Below are 17,684 nucleotides of genomic sequence, written 5' to 3'. Positions count from 1 at the left end.
CCGTCCGGAATCGCTGCATTGCTGCCACTGCTGCGGAAATCCTGAATGTCTTTTGTGGGCACAAATGAGGCAGTTAAAAAACCATAAGCTCATCATGATTCGCCGCTAAATGCTGCAACGCAGCACTGGCTACGGAATGTGAACACGGAATACGGATATCCACATTTAGTGTGGCCGAAGTCTGAGCAGACCTTCGGTTATCAGCCCGCGTCAGGGAAATCCGCGCCCAGAGAAACTTCGCGCCATTTCTCCATTTCCGCTGAAAACTCCTTGAACTTGGCGACAGTCATTTCGTATGCCGGCCGACCCAGGAGCAAATGCAGCGGTGGTTCAGGCGATTCGACGGCTTGAATGATGGCTTCGGCGCCACGCACCGGGTCACCTTGCTGACTGCCGCTATAGCCCCGGACTGCTGCGCGTCGTGCACCGGCGGATTGTGCATAGTCGGCAATCGCGTTCTTTGGAGTCCTGAGGGAGCGGCCCGCCCAGTCCGTGCGGAAAGGCCCAGGCTCGACGATCGTGACCTTGATGCCGAGGGACGCGGTTTCCTTGGCCAGGGCTTCGGAGAGGCCCTCGACGGCAAACTTGGTAGCGTTGTAGTAGCCGATGCCGGGGAAGCCGATCAACCCGCCCATCGACGAAATATTGACGATGTGGCCTTGACCGCGTTCGCGCATGCCGGGGAGTACGGCCTTGGTCATGTTGGCCAGGCCGAAAACGTTGGTTTCGAACATGGCGCGAACCTCATCGTCCTCACCTTCCTCGATGGCAGAAAGATAGCCGTAGCCCGCGTTATTCACCAGCACGTCGATATGTCCGAACCGCGCCAGCGCCTGCCGGACCACGTCAGCGATTTGCCCGGGTACGGTGACGTCCAATGCCGCGACAAGTGCGTTTTCGGCCGAGCTGAATTCATCGAGAGTCGACGGTTTGCGTGCCGTCACCACGACGCTATGGCCACGCTGAAGCAGGATGCGCGCAAGTTCGCGGCCGAAGCCGGTCGAACAACCGGTAATCAGCCAAACAGAGTTGTTGGAGGTCATGGCATTTGCTTCCTGTTGTTTTCCGCCCTATGCCGTCTATTCTGTCTTGTGGCACATCGCGCAGCGCGCTGCGCCGAAAAGGGCTGTTCGGTCATTGAGAATAACCCGCACCGGGACATTCTCGAGCAGCGGACTGAGACGCCCCTTGGCGCAAAAAGCCAGCATAAAGCCGGGCCCCTTGAGGCGCTCGATGATTTTCGGCGCAATGCCACCCCCGAGATAGATACCGCCGGTGGCCAACACCCTGAGCGCGACATTGCCGGCCTCCGCGCCGTACAGAGAAACAAACAGATCCAGGGCTTTGTCGCAAAGCGTGCATTCGCCGGCCAGGGCTGCTTTGGCAATAGCGGCAGACCGATCGCCTTGGCGCATGGCCTCGGCTACGGCGGGAGTTTCACGAAAATGGCCGGCGTCGCGCAGGAAGCGGTAAATATTGTACAGCCCGGGGCCGGAAACCACCCGCTCCGTGCTGACCCGTCCATGCTCGCTGCGCAGGTGAAGGAGCAACGCCGTTTCCAATTCGTTACGGGGAGCGAAGTCGGCGTGCCCCCCTTCGCTCGGAAGCGGCCGATGGACGCTGCCATCCCAATAGGCCAGAACCTCTCCAAGGCCGGTACCTGCCGAAACCACGGCAATGGGGCCGGCAGGATCGGGACATCCGGGATTGAGAACAGCGAAATCTTCGGGGAGAAGCGCGTCGATACCGTAGGCGTTGGCCTCAAGGTCGTTGATGAGTTGCACTTCCCCAAGACCCAGGCCGCGTGCCAACTCGCAAGCATCCACGCTCCACGGAAGATTTGGCGTTTTCACCGTTCCCTGCCGGACCGGACCGGCAATTCCAAAACAGGCCCGCTCAGCCTTCAGTCCGTGCTCGCGGGCGAAACGGCCGACGATTTCCTCCAAGCCCCCTGCATCGCGACTTGAAAACCGATCTTCGACAACCGGCGTCAGCTTTCCGTCAGCAGTGTCGAAATAGGCCAATCGGGTCGATGTTCCACCGATGTCGCCCGCTAGAATCAACATGGCTCATCCAGCATAGCGCCTGTTGACGTCGCCGCAACCCAGAATTTCATGTCGCCTTCGTGCGCAATGCGAACGCTGACTTCTTGCCTTCTTTCAACAACTTTTCGGCGTCCATGAATCCGAAGAGCTCGATGAGCTTGGCCACGATGCCCGTCCAACCGGTCTGGTGGCTGGCGCCGAGTCCGGCACCATTGTCACCGTGGAAATACTCGTAAAACAGGATGTATTCACGCCATTGAGGATCGGACTGGAATGTCTGTTCACCGCCATAGACCGCGCGTTGGCCGTTTTCATCACGAGTGAAGATCCGGATGAGCCGCCCCGCAATCTCCCGACTCACCTCGAAGAGATTCATCATCACCCCCGAACCCGTCGGGCACTCGATCTTGAAGCTATCGCCGTAGTACAGGTAGAAATTCAACAGGGCACGAATGATCATGGTGTTCACAGGTACCCAGATCGGCCCTCGCCAGTTGGAGTTACCGCCAAACATGCCGCTGTCCGACTCGCCCGGCAGGTAGTCCACCCGGAACTCCTGGCCCTCGACGTGAAAAACGAACGGGTGCTTCTCGTGAAATTTGGACAGCGAGCGGATGCCGTATGGACTCAAGAACTCGTTCTCGTCGAGCATCTTCGTCAGTATCCGGCGCAAACGCTCCGGATTGACCATGGACAAGATCCCCCGCTCCTCTACGCCGAAATGCCCCACGCCGGTAGGGTGGATGGATTTCTTGAGCTCGGGCATGCGGCGCAGGCGTTCAAAAATCTGGGCCAGCGTACCTGGAATGGACTCGCGCTGTGCCTTTTCGATGACCGTGGTGGCGCACAGGGGCAACAACCCAACCATCGAGCGCACCTTGAGTCGCGTCGCGCTGCCGTCGGGCAAGCGCAGCAGGTCGTAATAGAAGCCGTCCTCCTCGTCCCACATGCCGTCCTGGCCGGTTTTGTTCATGGCCATGGCGATGTAGTAGAAGTGCTCGGCAAATTTGAAGACCATGTCCTCATAGGTGCGGTCATGGGCAGCGAGGGCAATCGCGAGTTCCAGCATGTTCTGGCTGAACAGCGACATCCAGGCGGTACCGTCCGCCTGCTCAAGGTGCCCCCCGGTAGGCAGCGGTGCGCTGCGGTCGAATACGCTGATGTTGTCCAGCCCCAGAAAACCGCCCTCGAAAACGTTCTTGCCAAAGCGATCCTTGCGGTTCACCCACCAGGTGAAATTCAGTACCAGTTTGTTGAAAGTTTCCCTGAGAAAATCGACGTCCATCGCACCGCGCTGCGCCTGTTCGGTGCGCAGCAGGAAGAGCGTGGCGAAGGCATGAACCGGCGGATTCACGTCGCTGAAATTCCACTCATAGGCCGGCATCTGGCCGCTCGGGTGCAGGTAGGTGCCCTTGAGCATCAGCTTCATCTGCTCCTTGGCGAAGTCCGGGTCCACGATAGCCAGCGGGAGCGTGTGAAAAGCCAGATCCCAGGCCGCATACCAGGGGTACTCCCATTTGTCGGGCATCGAGATGATGTCTTCATTCAGCATGTGGAACCACTCCGAATTCCGGCCCTTCTGATATCCGGAATGAAGGGGGTTCGTATTGTGCTCATCCAGCCAGTTGTCGCCGTCGAAGAAGAAGTACTGCTTGCTCCACAGCATCCCGGCAAGTGCCTGACGCATCACTCCGGCTTCGTCCGGCGAAACACTCGGGGGAATCACGGCCTGGTAGAAGTCGTCTGCTTCCTGCTGCCGTGCGTCGAAGATCTTGTCAAACGGTCCGCCAAAAACAGTGGCCGCTGTCTTGGGCTTGCCACGCTCGCGGACTGCAGCCTGATTCGTCAGGCGCAAACGCACCGAGGTCGACTGGCCAGGCTCCACCATCAGCCGATAATGCGCTGCGACTTTGGTGCCCTGTTTCTCCGGATTCACGGCATCCCGACTGCCATCCACGACGTAGTTGTTGATGCCGTCCTTGACGTACGGGCTTGCGTTGTTCTGGCCGGGAAAGAGCCGCGCGCTGTTTGTGTCGTTCTCGGTGAACAGCAGCGGCACCTCGCCTTCGCAGGCGAGCACGAATTCGCCCAGCGACGGATGCGACACCGCGACCGCGTTCGTTCCCGCCGCCGCCTTGATCTGCTTGAGGTTTGGTTTCTGATCCGCCCGGTTGGATTTGGCAATCCACGGCGCCCAGTCGTTACGAAACCAGAGCGTCGGCAAGACGTGCAGTTCGGCGGCGTCCGGCCCGCGGTTGGCCACCGTAATCTTTGCGAGGATGTCTTCCGCCCCGTCTTTGGCATACTCCACGAAGACGTCGAAATAGCGGTCATCACTGAAGGCGCCGGTATCCAGCAGTTCATACTCCATCTCGTGCCGGCTGCGACTGCGGTTTGTATCCACCAGGTCGGCGTAGGGGTAGGCCGCGTGCGGATACTTGTAGAGATATTTCATGTACGAGTGGGTCGGCGTGCTGTCGAGGTAGAAGTAGTACTCCTTCACATCCTCGCCGTGGTTGCCTTCGCTGTTGGTCAGGCCGAAGAGTCGTTCCTTGAGGATGGGATCCTTGCCGTTCCACAGCGCCAGCGCGAAGCACAGCCGCTGCTTGTCGTCGGAAATGCCGGCCAGACCGTCTTCGCCCCATCGGTAGGCGCGCGAGCGGGCATGGTCGTGGGTGAAGAAATTCCAGGCGTCGCCGTTCTCACTGTAGTCCTCACGCACGGTTCCCCACTGACGTTCGCTGAGGTAGGGGCCCCATTTCTTCCAGCCAATCTTTCCTTCCCGGGCTTCTTCAAGTCTGGTGTATTCGGCTTTTTTCATTTCCTGTTTTCTCCGTTGCTGTGGTGACGACTACTCAGTTCGCTTTACTGCCTTATCCCCAATCGCATTGGGCCGAAAAAAGCTCGGTTAGTTCTCGGGCAAGAGGCAAAGACACCTCGTCGGAAATCCGGATACCTGTCATTTTCCCTGGCCGCCGCTGTGGCAGGAATCTTCCGGGCAGACGACTTTCGGCCACCCCGTGGCGGCTTCGACCAATCGATTCATTTTTCCCGAGTGGTGGTGGCAAGCTGCCGGGCAAACCTCTCCTCGACCGAGCGTTGCACTGTGGTGAAACCTTTCGGCCCGACGATCAAGCCGTCTGGCGTGAGTACGGAAAGGGAGATGCTTGTACCGGCAATCTCGGCAAGGCCCTTTTCCACCATTCCCACATCGGCTGGCTGAAGCAGCTTGGCACTGACAACTTCCGCCCGCACTTCCCAACCGTCTCCAGACTTCGCCGCATCAAGGCCGTTGACGAAGGTACTCGGAAACTGCTCCAGCCTGGTTTTCCCGAACGCTTCAAGTTTCTGTTGAACGGTCCGGTCGGCCGCGGACATCGGTACGAACTGTGCGTCTCCAAGCAGCACGCGCCCCTTGGCGGTAACGTTGCTGGTGGTCGTGGCGCTCACCAGCAGGGTGACCGTCTGATCGCCGAGCCGCTTGCGGATCGTGTCTTCGGCAAACCGGACCTGCGAGGGAACAGGCGGGCGCGCACCGGACACCGTAGCAACGATCACCGGACCCGTCGGCAATTGGACGAGTTGCACGTCCTGCAAGTCGAAAGTTTGACCATGGCTCACCAATTCCCGGAGAGTCTGCTCGGCGGTTTCCGTCATCCGTACATTGGGCGTCACGCTGGCGGCAACGAACTTGCCGTCGAGGTTCACTGCCGGCAGGAGATTCGCCGAACCGGCCGCTGCCACGTCGTGAGTGATAGTGCACCTGACGAACAGGTTGATATCCCGCTTGACGTTTTCCGAGATCGACTGCTGCATGGCCTTGACCTTGATCGGGGAGAATGATCGCGGTGTATTGACTGTCGCCAGCACATTGACCGGGCCGTTCGACACCTGATCATAGATGACATTCGCAAGTCGGGCACCGGGATCGTCTGCCAGGGCATGCTCTATGGTGGTGACGATCGACTGCTTGAGGCGCCAGTCGTCAATGGTGGCAACGAGCTGCTGCGTAAGGATGGCGGCGACGGCGAGCAGGCCGATACCGGCCGCGGAGAAGCGCTTCAGGAAGTCGACGCGCGTGCCAAGTTCGGCACGGGTGACGAATCCAGCCAGAATGAAGATGGCAGCCGCGACGGCCAGTATCGTCAGGAAGTTGGCAAAGAAGAGCAGGAAGGCTCCCCAGGCACCCTCGTAAGCGCCGAATGCCAATGACAGACCGGAGGTGGCGAGCGGCGGCGTCAGCGAAGTGGCAATCGCCACCCCCGGCAGGGCCGGACTGGTACGTTCATCAACCATCGCCAAGCCACCGGCAAGGCCGGCCAGGGCCGCGACGAAAAGATCGAGCAGAGACGGTCTGGTGCGCGCCAGCATTTCCGGCGTCACTTCCAGGGCAAACGGCAACAGACCCAGAATGAAGGCAAACCCGATGATCAGCAGCACGCCGCCGAACTCGGCGATGGCCGCGTGTCGTAACAGGCGCAAATCACCGCGGGAAAGCGCCAGGGCAATGCCGAAAATTGGCGCCATCAAAGGCGAGACAAGCATCGCGCCGATGACCACCGCTGCGCTGTTGGCGAGCAAGCCGAAAGCGGCGATTCCCGCGGATGCAAGCAGCAACAAGTAATAGAGCGGCCTCGGTACGGAATCGATCGCCGTATCGCTGATCACCTGCGCCTTGCGTCGCGGCGACACCGACCACAACGCAAACAGCGGCACGTCCAGATCAGCGCGTGTCGACTCCGGATCGGGACGGATCGGGTCCGCCCCTGCGCTATTGCTATTCATGACGACCTGCGCCGGGAACTAGTAGGGGTTGAAGATCGACGGAGCGACCGAAGGCTTCGCAGGCGCGCTCGACGGCGAGGCGGCCGCTGGCGCTGGCGGTGGTGACTCCGGCGCTTCGACGGGCGGTGGTGGCGGTGGTGACTCCGGTGACTCGGCCACCTGCGGCGATGGTGGAGGCGTCGGTTCGACCACTTGCGGCGCGGGCGACTCCGCAGCCGGTTGGCTCGCGGCTGCGGGAGCCGGCTCCGACGGCTTGGCCTTCGGCAGGCGCCAGATCAGCTTCGCGTTTTCCACCCATCCAGCTTCGCCCGTCGAGTCGACACGAACGTGGGCAAAACCCTTGTCAAGTTCGTCCCGATAGACCTTTGTGTACTGCGGCAGGCGCTTGACGATGGCACCGCCGGGACTCCGGTACAAAGGTAGATCGGGAGAACCAGAGTAGTAGACGCCCTCGGCTGCGGTCGACCCGCTCGTCTCCGTAGCTGACGAGCCGATACCCGGAATATGTTTTTCGAGCGTTGAACACCCGCCCAATGCAGCGGTAAACCCCGCAGAAAGCAGCAAGGAAGTAATGCATTTAGAGTTTTTTATCATTCCCGAGGATTTCCAGAAACCGCGCTATCGGCGATGCGGCGACATGCCAACGGATAGCGGAAGCGTTGCGCGGCTAGCATGATGCAGCGCTTCGCAAAAACCCGCAAGCGGCAATTGCAAGCCATCCCAAACCGATGCTGAACTCCGATCCGGGAACAGTATCGGGCGCAGAGAATGCGGACTGGACAGAGAAATACGTGCTCAGAAACTCGCCAGCCTCTCGAAGAACCAGAACGAGGCCATGATGCCGATCGCGTACGGTGCAGCCGGGCGCGCGTAGCGCTCCAACGACACCGCAAGCCTGATCCGCCGGGCCAAAGCGAAGAGCGCCAGGACCACGGCAATGAACGCCAGCTGACCGAGTTCGACACCGACGTTGAAGGCGACCAGCGCGAGCGGGATGTCGCCGCGCGGCAAGCCGATGCTGGCCAGTGCGCTGGCGAATCCGAGCCCGTGCAGCAATCCGAAACAGAACGCAACCAGCCATGGCCAGCGCGAGGTCAAGCTCGCTTCGCCGCGCTGTAGGCGTACGATCTCGCACGCGAGCAGCAGTATCGAGAGGGCGATGGAGGCTTCGACCGGCGGTCCGGGCACATGCACCAGGCCAAGCGTTGCGAGCGCCAGCGTGATCGAATGCGCGAGCGTGAATGCGGTGATCGTCCACAGCAACGCCTGTGTCCGGCGCACGATGAGCATCAGTGCGAAGACAAACAGCAGGTGGTCGTAGCCGAGCAGAATATGGTCGATGCCATGCCGAAGGTACGCGCCGACGACCGAGAGCCAGCCGCGCTCCGCGGCGATTTCCAGCCATGGCTGCGAGGGATGGACGAGCGTTGTCGAGTGCGTGCCGTTGAGCATTTGCGCGCGCACCAACACATCGGTAATCGTGGCTTGCAGTCCGACGATATCGATTCGCGTGCCGGCGAGTCCGCCGGGCAATTCGATCACGCGGCGCTCCAGCAGCGAATCGGGAAGCTCCCGCAACGACGGTTCAGTGACGTTGCGCGTACCCTCGGCAAACTTCAACACAATCGGCAACTGCCTTCCCGATAGCACCGGCGTGCGCCACAAAACGTCGTAGCGGCCCGGCGTGATCTCGTTGATTTCAAGATACGCCGGGCGGATTTCGTGCGCCCAGGCGCCTGGCAACGGCATCCAGGCCATGACCAGCGCGCTCAGCAACGACCAGCGCAACAGCAACAGGACGCGCCTGCCACAGTTCATCGGGTGCCGTTCATCGAGTTTTCACGCTCGATTCCGTTCCGGCAACCGGAGCGTCCTTGTCATCCGGCGGCGGCAGCACGACTTCGTAGCGCGCGCGCATCGCGGCAAACATCTTGCGCCTGGCTTCGGCGCGTTGCGCGTTGATCCATTCGGCTTTCACCTCCGGCTCGATCTCCTCGAACATCGGCACCCGTCCCGGGGTGATCGAATCGACGAACACCAGATGCCACCCCAGCCCCGATTCGATGGGCCCCAGCCAGTCGCCCGGCTTGAGTCCGGACAGCGACTGGGCGAACGCCGTTCCGAACACGCTCGCCACCTGCTCCGGCGCACGGTCAGCGTAGTAGTCCTGGAACATGAAACGATCGCCGATGTCGGCTGCCACGGGCGAATCGGCGGGCTTGTCGACAAGCTTTTCCAGCGCATCGACGGCAGCATCCCGCACGCCGAGGCCTCGCTGGTCGGGTGAAAAGTACACGTGGCGGAACGATATCCGGCCCGGCAAGGCAAAGTTCGAACGGTTCTGTTCGAACCATGCCTTAAGTTCCGCGGTAGAGGGATCGCCAATCGCCGACGTGTCCTCGGCAAGAAATTCCATCTTCTGCGCCAGGCGGCGGCGGACGATGGTGTCGTTCTGGTCGAGGCCGAGCGCGAGCGACTCGCGGTAGAGGATTTCGTCGCGAATCTTGTTCTCGATCAGGCTGTGCATCTCCTCCGGCGTCGGCGGGCGCTGCCACTTCGCCGCCCACACCATCGTCATCTGGCGCAGATCCTCTCGCGTGAGCCGGATCTGATTGGCCTGGGATGGAGCAGCAGTCTGCGGGTTGAGTGCGCCATAAATGGCGAACAGCGCACCGCCGATCACCAGAAAATGCAGCAATGGCTCGCTCAGCCAGCGCCGCACACGGGATGGCTGCGGACCGCCGGGTAATGCAGAACTCACGCTCATTCCTTCAGCGGCTCGACCTCGTAATTCGCGTAACCGAATTCGTTGCTGCGCGCCGCCAGGTACTTGTCGCCCAGCTTGTAGACAACCACATTGAATTCGGTACCGTTGATGTCCGTGCGCAGACGCCCGTCGCGAATCGCGTAGTCGAGGTCGCCGCCGTGCATCATCTCGCCCGCCCCGCGCAAATCGGCTGCCTTGCCGTCAATTGCCGTGATCAGGCGCCGGCCGGTGGTTCCGTGGAGAATCTCGAAGTTCTGCCCGGTGACCGTATTGTGCACCTTCACCGTCTTGCCGACGATCAGCTCCTTGAGTTGCTGATCGGTAAGCGCCGTTGCGCCCCGCTTGCCCAGATCGGCGATGGTCACGCCTGGCTTGGCAGCCTTGCGCGCCTGTGCACTGGGGGTGTACCAGATCGGCGAGCTCCAAGCACGCTCCTGGATGATTGCGGAAAATCCGGTGCCGCTCGGGGGCACCCTGCCCAGCTTCAAGGCCTGCATGGTGCTCCAGCGTGGCGTCGGAATCTCCAGCACACGAACGTAATAGAAAGCGTCGAGAGCTGGATCGAAATCGGGGTCCGTCCATACCGTTTTCAATTCCACCGCGCCGATGCTGTTGGTGTAAGTGCCTTTCGTGAGATCCACCGTCGAACCGACCGGTGGCACCTTGCCGGTGGCCGGATCGGGCTTGCGTGTCCCCGCCCAGGCAACATCATAGATCCTCTCGAACGACTGCCCGTTGATGCTCCAGCCCTTGACGATCTGCATGCGGTCGAGGTTGGCACTGTCCGGATCCTTCGTCGCCCAGACGACGAACGAGGGCGCCTTGCTTGCCGGCTTGAGCAGATCGGCACCCATTGGCACACCCGTGGCATAGGCCGCCTTGACCCACTCCTTGTGCTTGAACAATCCAGCATCCAGCCCCCAACCACCGAAAAAGCGCACCGGGATACGCACGCCGCTGGTGGAGTAGGTCTCCTTGCGTTTCATCGCGTCGAAGATCGCCTCGCGCGTGTTCTCCTCGGCCCAGACCGCGCTCAGGCCGGCAGGGGTGACCCAAAGACTGTTGAGCCCGAGCACAGTGGCGCCATTGATGCGTTTCTCGATCGTATCGTCGACGGTGCCGTGCACGCCGAAGAAGTTCTTCTGGCGGTAGGGCACGACGCTGACATGCGAATCGGAGCCGCTGACGACGCCGGTCTTGTACGGATTGAAGCCGCGCGCCTGCTCCATCGTGATGCCGTCCTTGTAGGCTTGCCGGACGTAGCTGCCGTACTCGCGCGGCGGCGGGCCCGGCCTGCCCAGGAGGTGCCAGACGAAAACCTCGTAATTGGCGAACTCGTCGTTCGGCGAAAGTCCCGGCGTCGTCTCCGACTGGCCCTTGACCTGCTTCATCTCGGTGAGCGGCTCGTTGCGCATCCGCGACTCCGCCCACGCCCGGTCGATCGGCCGGCCGGTGTGATCGACCTCGGTCGGGAACATCAAGCCGTTGCTCAAGTTGGCGTTGTGCGAAATCGCCAGCAGCTCGTTGCCAGCCGAACGCTGTTTGTCCATCCAGCTCCAGAGATCGCGCGGATCGGTCGAATCCAGGGGCGAAAACGGCACCTCCGGCACCTTCTTCGAATCCCGGAAGAACACGTTGCGGTGCAGGTTCTTCGAATCCGGCGTCGAGGTCCACTCGTAAGCGGCAAAGGTCGTGAACTTGCCCGGCTGGTTGTATTTGTCGGCGATGTCGACAATCCGTTTCCAGACCGGCGCAACCACTGCAGGATTGCTGAGTTGCCTGATCGTATCCCCCTTGGCGATGGTGACCGACAGCAACTTGAAGGCGAGCAAGGGATCGGCTTTGACGCCGCCCTCAAGGACCCTGGCCATGACCGGCGAGCTCTTGCGCAGCGGTGATTCCGGATCCATCGCCTCCTGGATGATTCCCATGTACTCCGAATGCTCGGTCACCGCCCCCCAGTCCAGCGGTTTGGTGATCGTCACCTGGTAGCCTCCAGGGTGCAAGGTCGGCTTTCCGGTCGCGTACTGGTAAAAGCCTTCCGGCCCGGTCTGCGTGTCGCCAAATGCGTACGCGTCAAACGACCAGCTCGTATGCAAGTGCGTTTCGCCATAGTAGACATTGCGTTCGGGATTCTTCTGCTGTGCAAACACCGGCGCTGCGGCCAGACTAAAGAGTCCGGCGCCGAGCAACACGACAGCCATCTTTTTCTGTTTGATTTTCATGCGCATTCCATTCTTTACTGGAAACAGGTTCAAGTCCTTGTCGCGTGACGCCGACAGGGTCGCAGGATACAGTTGCCAAGGACTCGTATCAACGACTTGCGATGTGCCTGTCGCGTCTTCTTTTGTCTTCCGCCGAAAGACCCGGGTGGTCGTTGGTGATACGCACCGATTTCTGTCGATCCGGTATCTGCCGAGGAGTTGCCGAAATCATACTGTCGCAGGTTTTAGGTTATCCAGCGCACCGATTTAGGGAGCGCAGCAACGCCGCAAACATCTCTTCTGGATTGAAAGGCTTGATCAGGAAATCGTTCATTCCCGCCTCAAGGCACTGCGCCTTATCTTCAGCAAAGGCGTTGGCCGTCATGGCGATGATGGGTGTATCCCGGCATGCGGGCAGTTGACGTATCCTCTGCGTTGCTTCCAGCCCATTTGTATTCGGCATCTGCATATCCATGAAGATGGCCGCATAGATATTGCTTTGTGCCAGTGCGATGGCCTTGGCGCCATCCTGCGCAGTGTCCACGACAAGCCCAATGCCCTCCAACTGAATTCGTGCGATCTCGAGGTTAATCGGTTCATCGTCGGCGACCAGAATGTGCTGGCCGGAATAGCGTTGCCGGATCAGCGCCTCCGCATCCGCTTCCGTCTCCGGCATGGTCTCGATTGCCGCCGTGCTCTTTTTGAGCTTCGCGGTAAACCAGAAGGTGCTGCCAACTCCCGGCGTGCTCTCGACGCCGGTGTCGCCGCCCATCAGTTCGGCCAGACGGCGGTTGATCGCCAGGCCAAGGCCGGTGCCACCGTATTTTCGGGTCATGGAATTGTCAGCCTGCTCAAAGGCGCTAAAGAGCCGGGGCATAGTCTCTGCAGGGATACCGATACCGGTATCAGTCACCTCGAAGCGCACCGTAGTCGATTCGACTGTCTCTTCCTGCTTGCGGACGCGCAATGTCACGGCTCCCTTTTCGGTGAACTTGACGGCGTTGTTTGCGTAATTAAGCAATGCCTGCTGCAAACGGGTGGGATCGCCATAGAGGTTGGGCGGGACTGGCTCGTTCTTGACCAGCAACTTGATTCCCTTGGCCCGGCAGCGTTCGGACAGGAGGGAAACGACGTTCTTCAGCAGGCTGTTAACGGTGACCGGCGCTTCCTCAAGCACCAACTTGCCGGCCTCGATCTTCGAGATGTCGAGGATGTCATTGATGACGTTTAGCAGATGCCTGGCGGATGTATCAATCGTGTCGAGCCGCTGTGCTTGCTTTGGGGTGACACCTTCCAGACGCAGGATGTTGGCCATGCCGATGATGCCGTTCATCGGTGTGCGGATTTCATGGCTCATGTTGGCGAGGAAGGCGCTCTTGGCAATGTTGGCTGCCTCGGCCTGGAGCTTCGCCTGCTTGAGCAACTGATTGGCGGTTTCGAGGTCGGCGGTACGCTGGCGCACTCGTTCTTCAAGGCTGTTGTTGAGGTTCTTGATTTCAAGCTCGGCCAGCTTACGCTCGGTGATGTCTTGGAACGAGCCGCGCAGCTTCGTCACCTTGCCGTTTTCGGTGTGCGCAAAACCTTGGGTGCGAACCCAGATGTGCCGCCCGCTCGCCGTAATGAACGGCAGCTCCAGATCGTAGGGCGTACCATGTGTACGGCAAGCCTCTATGGCAGCGAGGAGCTTCGGCTGGGCTTCCGGCGCATAGCAACGGATGCCCACGCTCAGTTCCGGCTCGACCGATGGATCGATCTCACGGATGCGGTAGGTTTCCTGCGTCCAATAGAGTTTGTCGCTGAACAAATCAATTTCCCATCCGCCGACTCTGGCCATTGCATTGGTGCGTGACAGAAATTCACTGTTGCGGCTCAACTCCTCATGCGTTTTGGCCAGCGCCTCCTCTCGCTGACGCAAAGTCTCAATAAGATGATTGAACGCGCCAATCAAGTCACCGATTTCGTCCTGCCGGTCGATGGGTAAGGGCTGGTGTGGCAGATTTGTCGCCGACAGCATAGCCAGCGTTTTCACCGCAGCCAACATCGGCGCCAGTTGGCGCCTCAGCATCCACCAGATCAGCCCGCCCGCAAGCAGAGTCAGCAGGATCGCCGCGATCAGCGTGCGCTGCTGCATTGCGCTTATCGGCGCAAAAGCTTCCGCAGTGGGCAGCACAAGTGCGACATACCAGTTTGCGCTCGGAACGCGTTTGACCGCGACCAACACTTCCACACCTGCGGGACTAACCAGGATGCCGGTGCCTTCTTCGCCACCAATGTAGCGATCTATTGCCGGATTAACCCCTGGCGCGGGCAGCGCTTCCAAGATGCGGCGCGGGTCGGTGGCGGTCACGATCAGCCGGGATTGCGGGTCAACCAGCAGCAGATAGCCGCCGGAACGGACGTGGCGCTGCCCTGAAATCTGATCCAGAAAATTGGGCTTGCCGAGATTCACGGTTCCCACCAGGGCGCCGATCATCCGGCCCCCGGCATCGCGAATCGGCACATTGATCGCAAACACCGGGCTCATCAACTTTCTGCCCATGAGCGGCCGGGTTATCGTTGCCGTTCCGTTCTTGAAGACGGCAGCCGTATCGGGATTGTTCATGTAGTTAAGACCGATTCGTTCCGTCGCCAGCACGGTGTCGGCAATCGCCGTGCCGTCGGCCGACAGAACAAAAACCCCGCCATTGAATAGTTGGTTCAGGATCGGTTGCTGATTCATGCATGTCTGCAAGGCGTCCCCGCCCTCCAGCAGAGCCGGCGCAATCATTGCGGCGACTTCTTCCAATGCGCTCAGTCGGTACCGGAATTCAGCATCGGTATGCGCCGCGATGAAGGAAACCGCGGCGAACTGCTGTTCGCCCAGCAAGTGGCGCATATCTTCACGCAGCGTTTGGCTGGTGTAGTAGGTGAGTACCCAAATGCTGACCAGAAAGACTGCAAGGCTACCAAGAGTGATTCTGGTTTTAAGCGAGAGCCGTGCGAGATACTGAGAAATCATCCGGGCTTATTCCGTGAGAAGTGTGGCTAGGCGCACAAAACTCTCGAAATAATACTCTGGTCTTTTCGCTCTGGGCCGTCTTTCGTCGTCGACGTCGTCGTTGCTCGTTGCAACGGTGGGCTCACCTTGAAATCTGCCACTCACCCCTCAAGCGTGCTGCATCGCCAAACTACTGCCGGGCATGCAACCCGGCATTGAGCTCATCCACGACTTCCGCCCAATCCGAATCCTCGCAAACGGCATCGCGCAGGAATTCCGCCTGGGAGGGTGTCCAGAAAGGCGCTTCGTGAAGCGGGACTTCGTTGGCCAACGGACCATGCGTCGCCAGAAACCGGGCAATGTCCGAGTCATTGCTTGGTTTTCCGAGTTGAGCAAAGAGATTATTCATGTTGTGGACATTCTGTTCCATCATTGACCTCCATGAATGAGTTCTGGTACGGATGCTTCTCGACTGCCGAGTCGGTTCGAACCCGTTTCGGCACGAAAGTTCGTAATCTGGTTCAGCGCTCGTTTGCAGCGATTGTCGACGCCTGCAAATGCCCCCTGCATTTTGACAGCCGGAAAGGTACAATCGGAATGCATCATGGACTCCTCGCCAACGAACTTCATCCCCACCCGGGCGCAGACGCTCGACGTGCTGAGACACATTGGTACGCACCGGCCCCTGCTGATGCTGCCGGGCGATGACTGTGGCTTCGGAACACTCTGGGTGCTTGATGGCCAACAGGTGCCGCCGGCGATCGCCAAGTACCTCATGCGATCCGGCTTTGTCGCGGACGCCGGCGCCACCGGGTTCGGCGCCCGGATGCTAACACTGACCGATTCCGGCAAGCGTTTTCGCGACAATGGAGTGCGCTGGTGGAAAAATCTCGGGTACCTTCAACGCTTGAAAATCACGATCTTCGGTTGATCGGGAACAACACATTTCGGATCGGGTTGATATGCGTATTGTTGTGGCACCGGACTCATTCAAGGGCAGCGTATCGGCACTGGGGGTGGCCGCGGCGATGGAGCGCGGCGTACTGAAGATATTCCCCAAGGCCTTGGTTCGCAAGATTCCCATTGCCGATGGCGGCGAAGGTACGGTCGAAGCACTGGTCAGCGCCACCGGCGGGCAAATGAAGGAAGCGCCGGTCAGCGGGCCGCTGGGCGAAGCCCGGTTGGCCCGCTGGGGAGTTCTCGGTGACGGCACTACGGCAGTGATCGAAATGGCAGAGGCATCAGGGCTGACATTGGTCGCTGCCGGGCAGCGCGACCCGCGCATCACCTGCACTTACGGCACGGGCGAACTGATCCGCGCGGCGCTGGACGCCGGCTTGCGGCGAATCATTGTCGGCATTGGCGGCAGCGCCACCAACGACGGCGGCAGCGGCATGGCGCGTGCGCTCGGCGTCCGGTTTCTGGCGGCAGATGGAACGGAATTGCCCCCCGGCGGCGGCGCGCTGGCCGGGCTTTCGCACATTGATATCTCGGGACTGGATCCCAGGCTGAAGGAAGCCGAAATTACTGTGGCCTGCGACGTGGATAACCCGCTGTGCGGCGCGCGCGGCGCCTCCGCCGTATTCGGCCCACAAAAGGGTGCAACACCGGAGATGGTGCAGCAACTCGATGCCGCGCTGAGCCGTTTTGCCGGTTGTGCCCGGGCGGCCACCGAACGGGATGTCGCGGACATGGCCGGCGCGGGCGCCGCCGGAGGTCTGGGTGCCGGCCTGATGTTCTTTACGCCGGCCGTACTGAAGCCAGGTGTCGACATCGTTCTGGACGCTGTGAACTTTGCCGAGATCGTCAAAGGCGCCGCCTTCGTCATCACTGGCGAAGGGCAAACGGATTATCAGACGGCGTTCGGCAAGGCGCCGGTTGGCGTGGCCAGGGTCGCCAGGCAATTCTCCGTGCCTGTATTCTGCATTTCAGGCGGGCTGGGCGAAGGCGCGGACGACGTTCTGGCGCACGGAATCAACGCTACTCTGAGCATTTGCCAGCGGCCGCTCTCACTGGCTCAGTGCATGCAGGACGCCGAATCGCTGATTGAGGAAGCGGCTGCCCGACTGTGCCGGATACTTAAAGTCAGGATCGAACCCTGAACGGGAGCGAGACCAAACTACGCTTCTTCAGCCTCGATCTGCTCCGATAGCGCCAGCCATCGCTCTTCGTATTCGGCCAGTTCCTCGTCGATCTTCTTCAGCTCGAGGCCGAGCTCGCTGATTTCCTGCGCCGGCAGCGGCGCGGACAGGCGCGCTTCGAGTGAATGTTTCCGGGTTTGCCGGTCGAGCATCGACTGTTCGAGCTTTCCCTGGTCGCGCTTCAAGGTTTTCAGAACGGGCGAAATCTTCTTGCTGGCCACTGCGGCAGGCGGCGCTTGTGTAGCGACTTCCTTCACTTCCTTCAGGGACGCTTTCAAGGCCTCGCGTGAACGTTTGGCTTCGTCGAGCAGATAGCGCTGGTAGTCGTCGAGGTCGCCATCGAAGGGTTCGATGCCACCGTGCGAAACCAGCCAGAACTCGTCGCACACCGACCTCAGCAGCGAGCGATCGTGGCTGACCAGCATCACCGTACCTTCAAATTCGTTGAGCGCCATCGACAGGGCTTCGCGAGTCGCCAGATCGAGGTGATTGGTCGGTTCGTCGAGCAGCAGCAGATTCGGGCGTTGCCAGACGATCATGCACAGCACAAGACGCGCCTTTTCGCCGCCGCTCAGGGTGCCGACCGGCTGCTTGACCATGTCGCCGCTGAAATTGAAGGTGCCAAGAAAAGTGCGCAGATCCTGCTCGCGACCACTCTGCCCGGCGGGCAAGCCTTCCCTGGCCATGCGCACCATGTGTTCCAGCGGATTGTCCAGGGGACGCAGAACGTCGAGTTCCTGCTGGGCGAAGTAGCCGATGCTCAGG

At 60.4% G+C, this 17,684-nt stretch carries 13 protein-coding genes; 2 read left to right on the top strand and 11 right to left on the bottom strand.

Going from position 1 to position 17,684, the window contains the following annotated elements:
* Positions 1 to 200: 200 nt before the first annotated feature.
* The 10 genes from PROAA_RS02470 to PROAA_RS02425 form a co-directional block, all read right to left on the bottom strand.
* Positions 201 to 1,043 (bottom strand): oxidoreductase, encoded by an 843-nt coding sequence (locus PROAA_RS02470; RefSeq protein WP_186409807.1) that lies wholly within the window; start codon positions 1,041 to 1,043, stop codon positions 201 to 203.
* A 36-nt stretch (positions 1,044 to 1,079) separates the two neighbouring features.
* Positions 1,080 to 2,066, bottom strand: coding sequence for a glucokinase (gene glk / locus PROAA_RS02465; protein WP_186409806.1), 987 nt, complete (start codon positions 2,064 to 2,066; stop codon positions 1,080 to 1,082).
* A 46-nt stretch (positions 2,067 to 2,112) separates the two neighbouring features.
* A complete protein-coding gene (locus tag PROAA_RS02460) occupies positions 2,113 to 4,866 on the bottom strand; it encodes an MGH1-like glycoside hydrolase domain-containing protein (protein ID WP_186409805.1) in 2,754 nt (917 codons plus the stop codon).
* A gap of 221 nt (positions 4,867 to 5,087) precedes the next feature.
* Positions 5,088 to 6,830 carry a DUF389 domain-containing protein gene (locus PROAA_RS02455; protein WP_186409804.1) on the bottom strand — a complete coding sequence of 581 codons (1,743 nt, stop codon included), beginning with the start codon at positions 6,828 to 6,830 and terminating at the stop codon, positions 5,088 to 5,090.
* Between the two features lie 18 nt (positions 6,831 to 6,848).
* Positions 6,849 to 7,424 carry a hypothetical protein gene (locus PROAA_RS02450; protein WP_186409803.1) on the bottom strand — a complete coding sequence of 192 codons (576 nt, stop codon included), beginning with the start codon at positions 7,422 to 7,424 and terminating at the stop codon, positions 6,849 to 6,851.
* A 201-nt stretch (positions 7,425 to 7,625) separates the two neighbouring features.
* Positions 7,626 to 8,648 (bottom strand): HupE/UreJ family protein, encoded by a 1,023-nt coding sequence (locus PROAA_RS02445; protein WP_186409802.1) that lies wholly within the window; start codon positions 8,646 to 8,648, stop codon positions 7,626 to 7,628.
* A 10-nt stretch (positions 8,649 to 8,658) separates the two neighbouring features.
* Positions 8,659 to 9,591: a peptidyl-prolyl cis-trans isomerase gene (locus tag PROAA_RS02440; RefSeq protein WP_186409801.1), complete on the bottom strand. Its 933-nt coding sequence runs from the start codon at positions 9,589 to 9,591 to the stop codon at positions 8,659 to 8,661.
* Between the two features lie 2 nt (positions 9,592 to 9,593).
* Positions 9,594 to 11,822 carry a DUF3604 domain-containing protein gene (locus tag PROAA_RS02435; protein ID WP_186409800.1) on the bottom strand — a complete coding sequence of 743 codons (2,229 nt, stop codon included), beginning with the start codon at positions 11,820 to 11,822 and terminating at the stop codon, positions 9,594 to 9,596.
* A 229-nt stretch (positions 11,823 to 12,051) separates the two neighbouring features.
* Positions 12,052 to 14,799 carry an ATP-binding protein gene (locus PROAA_RS02430; protein ID WP_186409799.1) on the bottom strand — a complete coding sequence of 916 codons (2,748 nt, stop codon included), beginning with the start codon at positions 14,797 to 14,799 and terminating at the stop codon, positions 12,052 to 12,054.
* 169 nt (positions 14,800 to 14,968) lie between these two features.
* Positions 14,969 to 15,208: a DUF2789 domain-containing protein gene (locus tag PROAA_RS02425; protein WP_186409798.1), complete on the bottom strand. Its 240-nt coding sequence runs from the start codon at positions 15,206 to 15,208 to the stop codon at positions 14,969 to 14,971.
* Between the two features lie 174 nt (positions 15,209 to 15,382).
* Between PROAA_RS02425 and PROAA_RS02420 the strand changes: the two genes are divergently transcribed.
* Together PROAA_RS02420 and PROAA_RS02415 are read left to right on the top strand one after the other, a co-directional pair.
* Complete coding sequence (locus tag PROAA_RS02420; protein WP_186409797.1) at positions 15,383 to 15,709, top strand: hypothetical protein; 327 nt, start codon at positions 15,383 to 15,385, stop codon at positions 15,707 to 15,709.
* Between the two features lie 31 nt (positions 15,710 to 15,740).
* The gene (locus tag PROAA_RS02415) at positions 15,741 to 16,880 is read left to right on the top strand and encodes a glycerate kinase (protein WP_186409796.1); all 1,140 of its coding nucleotides are present in this window, start codon (positions 15,741 to 15,743) and stop codon (positions 16,878 to 16,880) included.
* A gap of 17 nt (positions 16,881 to 16,897) precedes the next feature.
* Here the strand turns inward: PROAA_RS02415 and PROAA_RS02410 are convergent.
* On the bottom strand, positions 16,898 to 17,684 hold a 787-nt coding region (locus PROAA_RS02410), incomplete at its 5' end, for an ATP-binding cassette domain-containing protein (protein WP_186409795.1).

Origin of the sequence: Candidatus Propionivibrio aalborgensis, from assembly GCF_900089945.1 — a bacterium.
GTDB classification, from domain to species: domain Bacteria; phylum Pseudomonadota; class Gammaproteobacteria; order Burkholderiales; family Rhodocyclaceae; genus Propionivibrio; species Propionivibrio aalborgensis.
Note: the sequence above shows the minus strand (reverse complement) of the source record. Positions and strands in the feature narration are given on the sequence as shown.

What these genes read in the sequence shown, in the direction of transcription:
- PROAA_RS02470 (WP_186409807.1), bottom strand. Translation starts at nt 1,043, where the DNA reads ATGACCTCCAACAACTCTGTTTGGCTGATTACCGGTTGTTCGACCGGC.
- glk (WP_186409806.1), bottom strand. Translation starts at nt 2,066, where the DNA reads ATGTTGATTCTAGCGGGCGACATCGGTGGAACATCGACCCGATTGGCC.
- PROAA_RS02460 (WP_186409805.1), bottom strand. Translation starts at nt 4,866, where the DNA reads ATGAAAAAAGCCGAATACACCAGACTTGAAGAAGCCCGGGAAGGAAAG.
- PROAA_RS02455 (WP_186409804.1), bottom strand. Translation starts at nt 6,830, where the DNA reads ATGAATAGCAATAGCGCAGGGGCGGACCCGATCCGTCCCGATCCGGAG.
- PROAA_RS02450 (WP_186409803.1), bottom strand. Translation starts at nt 7,424, where the DNA reads ATGATAAAAAACTCTAAATGCATTACTTCCTTGCTGCTTTCTGCGGGG.
- PROAA_RS02445 (WP_186409802.1), bottom strand. Translation starts at nt 8,648, where the DNA reads ATGAACTGTGGCAGGCGCGTCCTGTTGCTGTTGCGCTGGTCGTTGCTG.
- PROAA_RS02435 (WP_186409800.1), bottom strand. Translation starts at nt 11,822, where the DNA reads ATGAAAATCAAACAGAAAAAGATGGCTGTCGTGTTGCTCGGCGCCGGA.
- PROAA_RS02430 (WP_186409799.1), bottom strand. Translation starts at nt 14,799, where the DNA reads ATGATTTCTCAGTATCTCGCACGGCTCTCGCTTAAAACCAGAATCACT.
- PROAA_RS02425 (WP_186409798.1), bottom strand. Translation starts at nt 15,208, where the DNA reads ATGGAACAGAATGTCCACAACATGAATAATCTCTTTGCTCAACTCGGA.
- PROAA_RS02420 (WP_186409797.1), top strand. Translation starts at nt 15,383, where the DNA reads ATGGACTCCTCGCCAACGAACTTCATCCCCACCCGGGCGCAGACGCTC.
- PROAA_RS02415 (WP_186409796.1), top strand. Translation starts at nt 15,741, where the DNA reads ATGCGTATTGTTGTGGCACCGGACTCATTCAAGGGCAGCGTATCGGCA.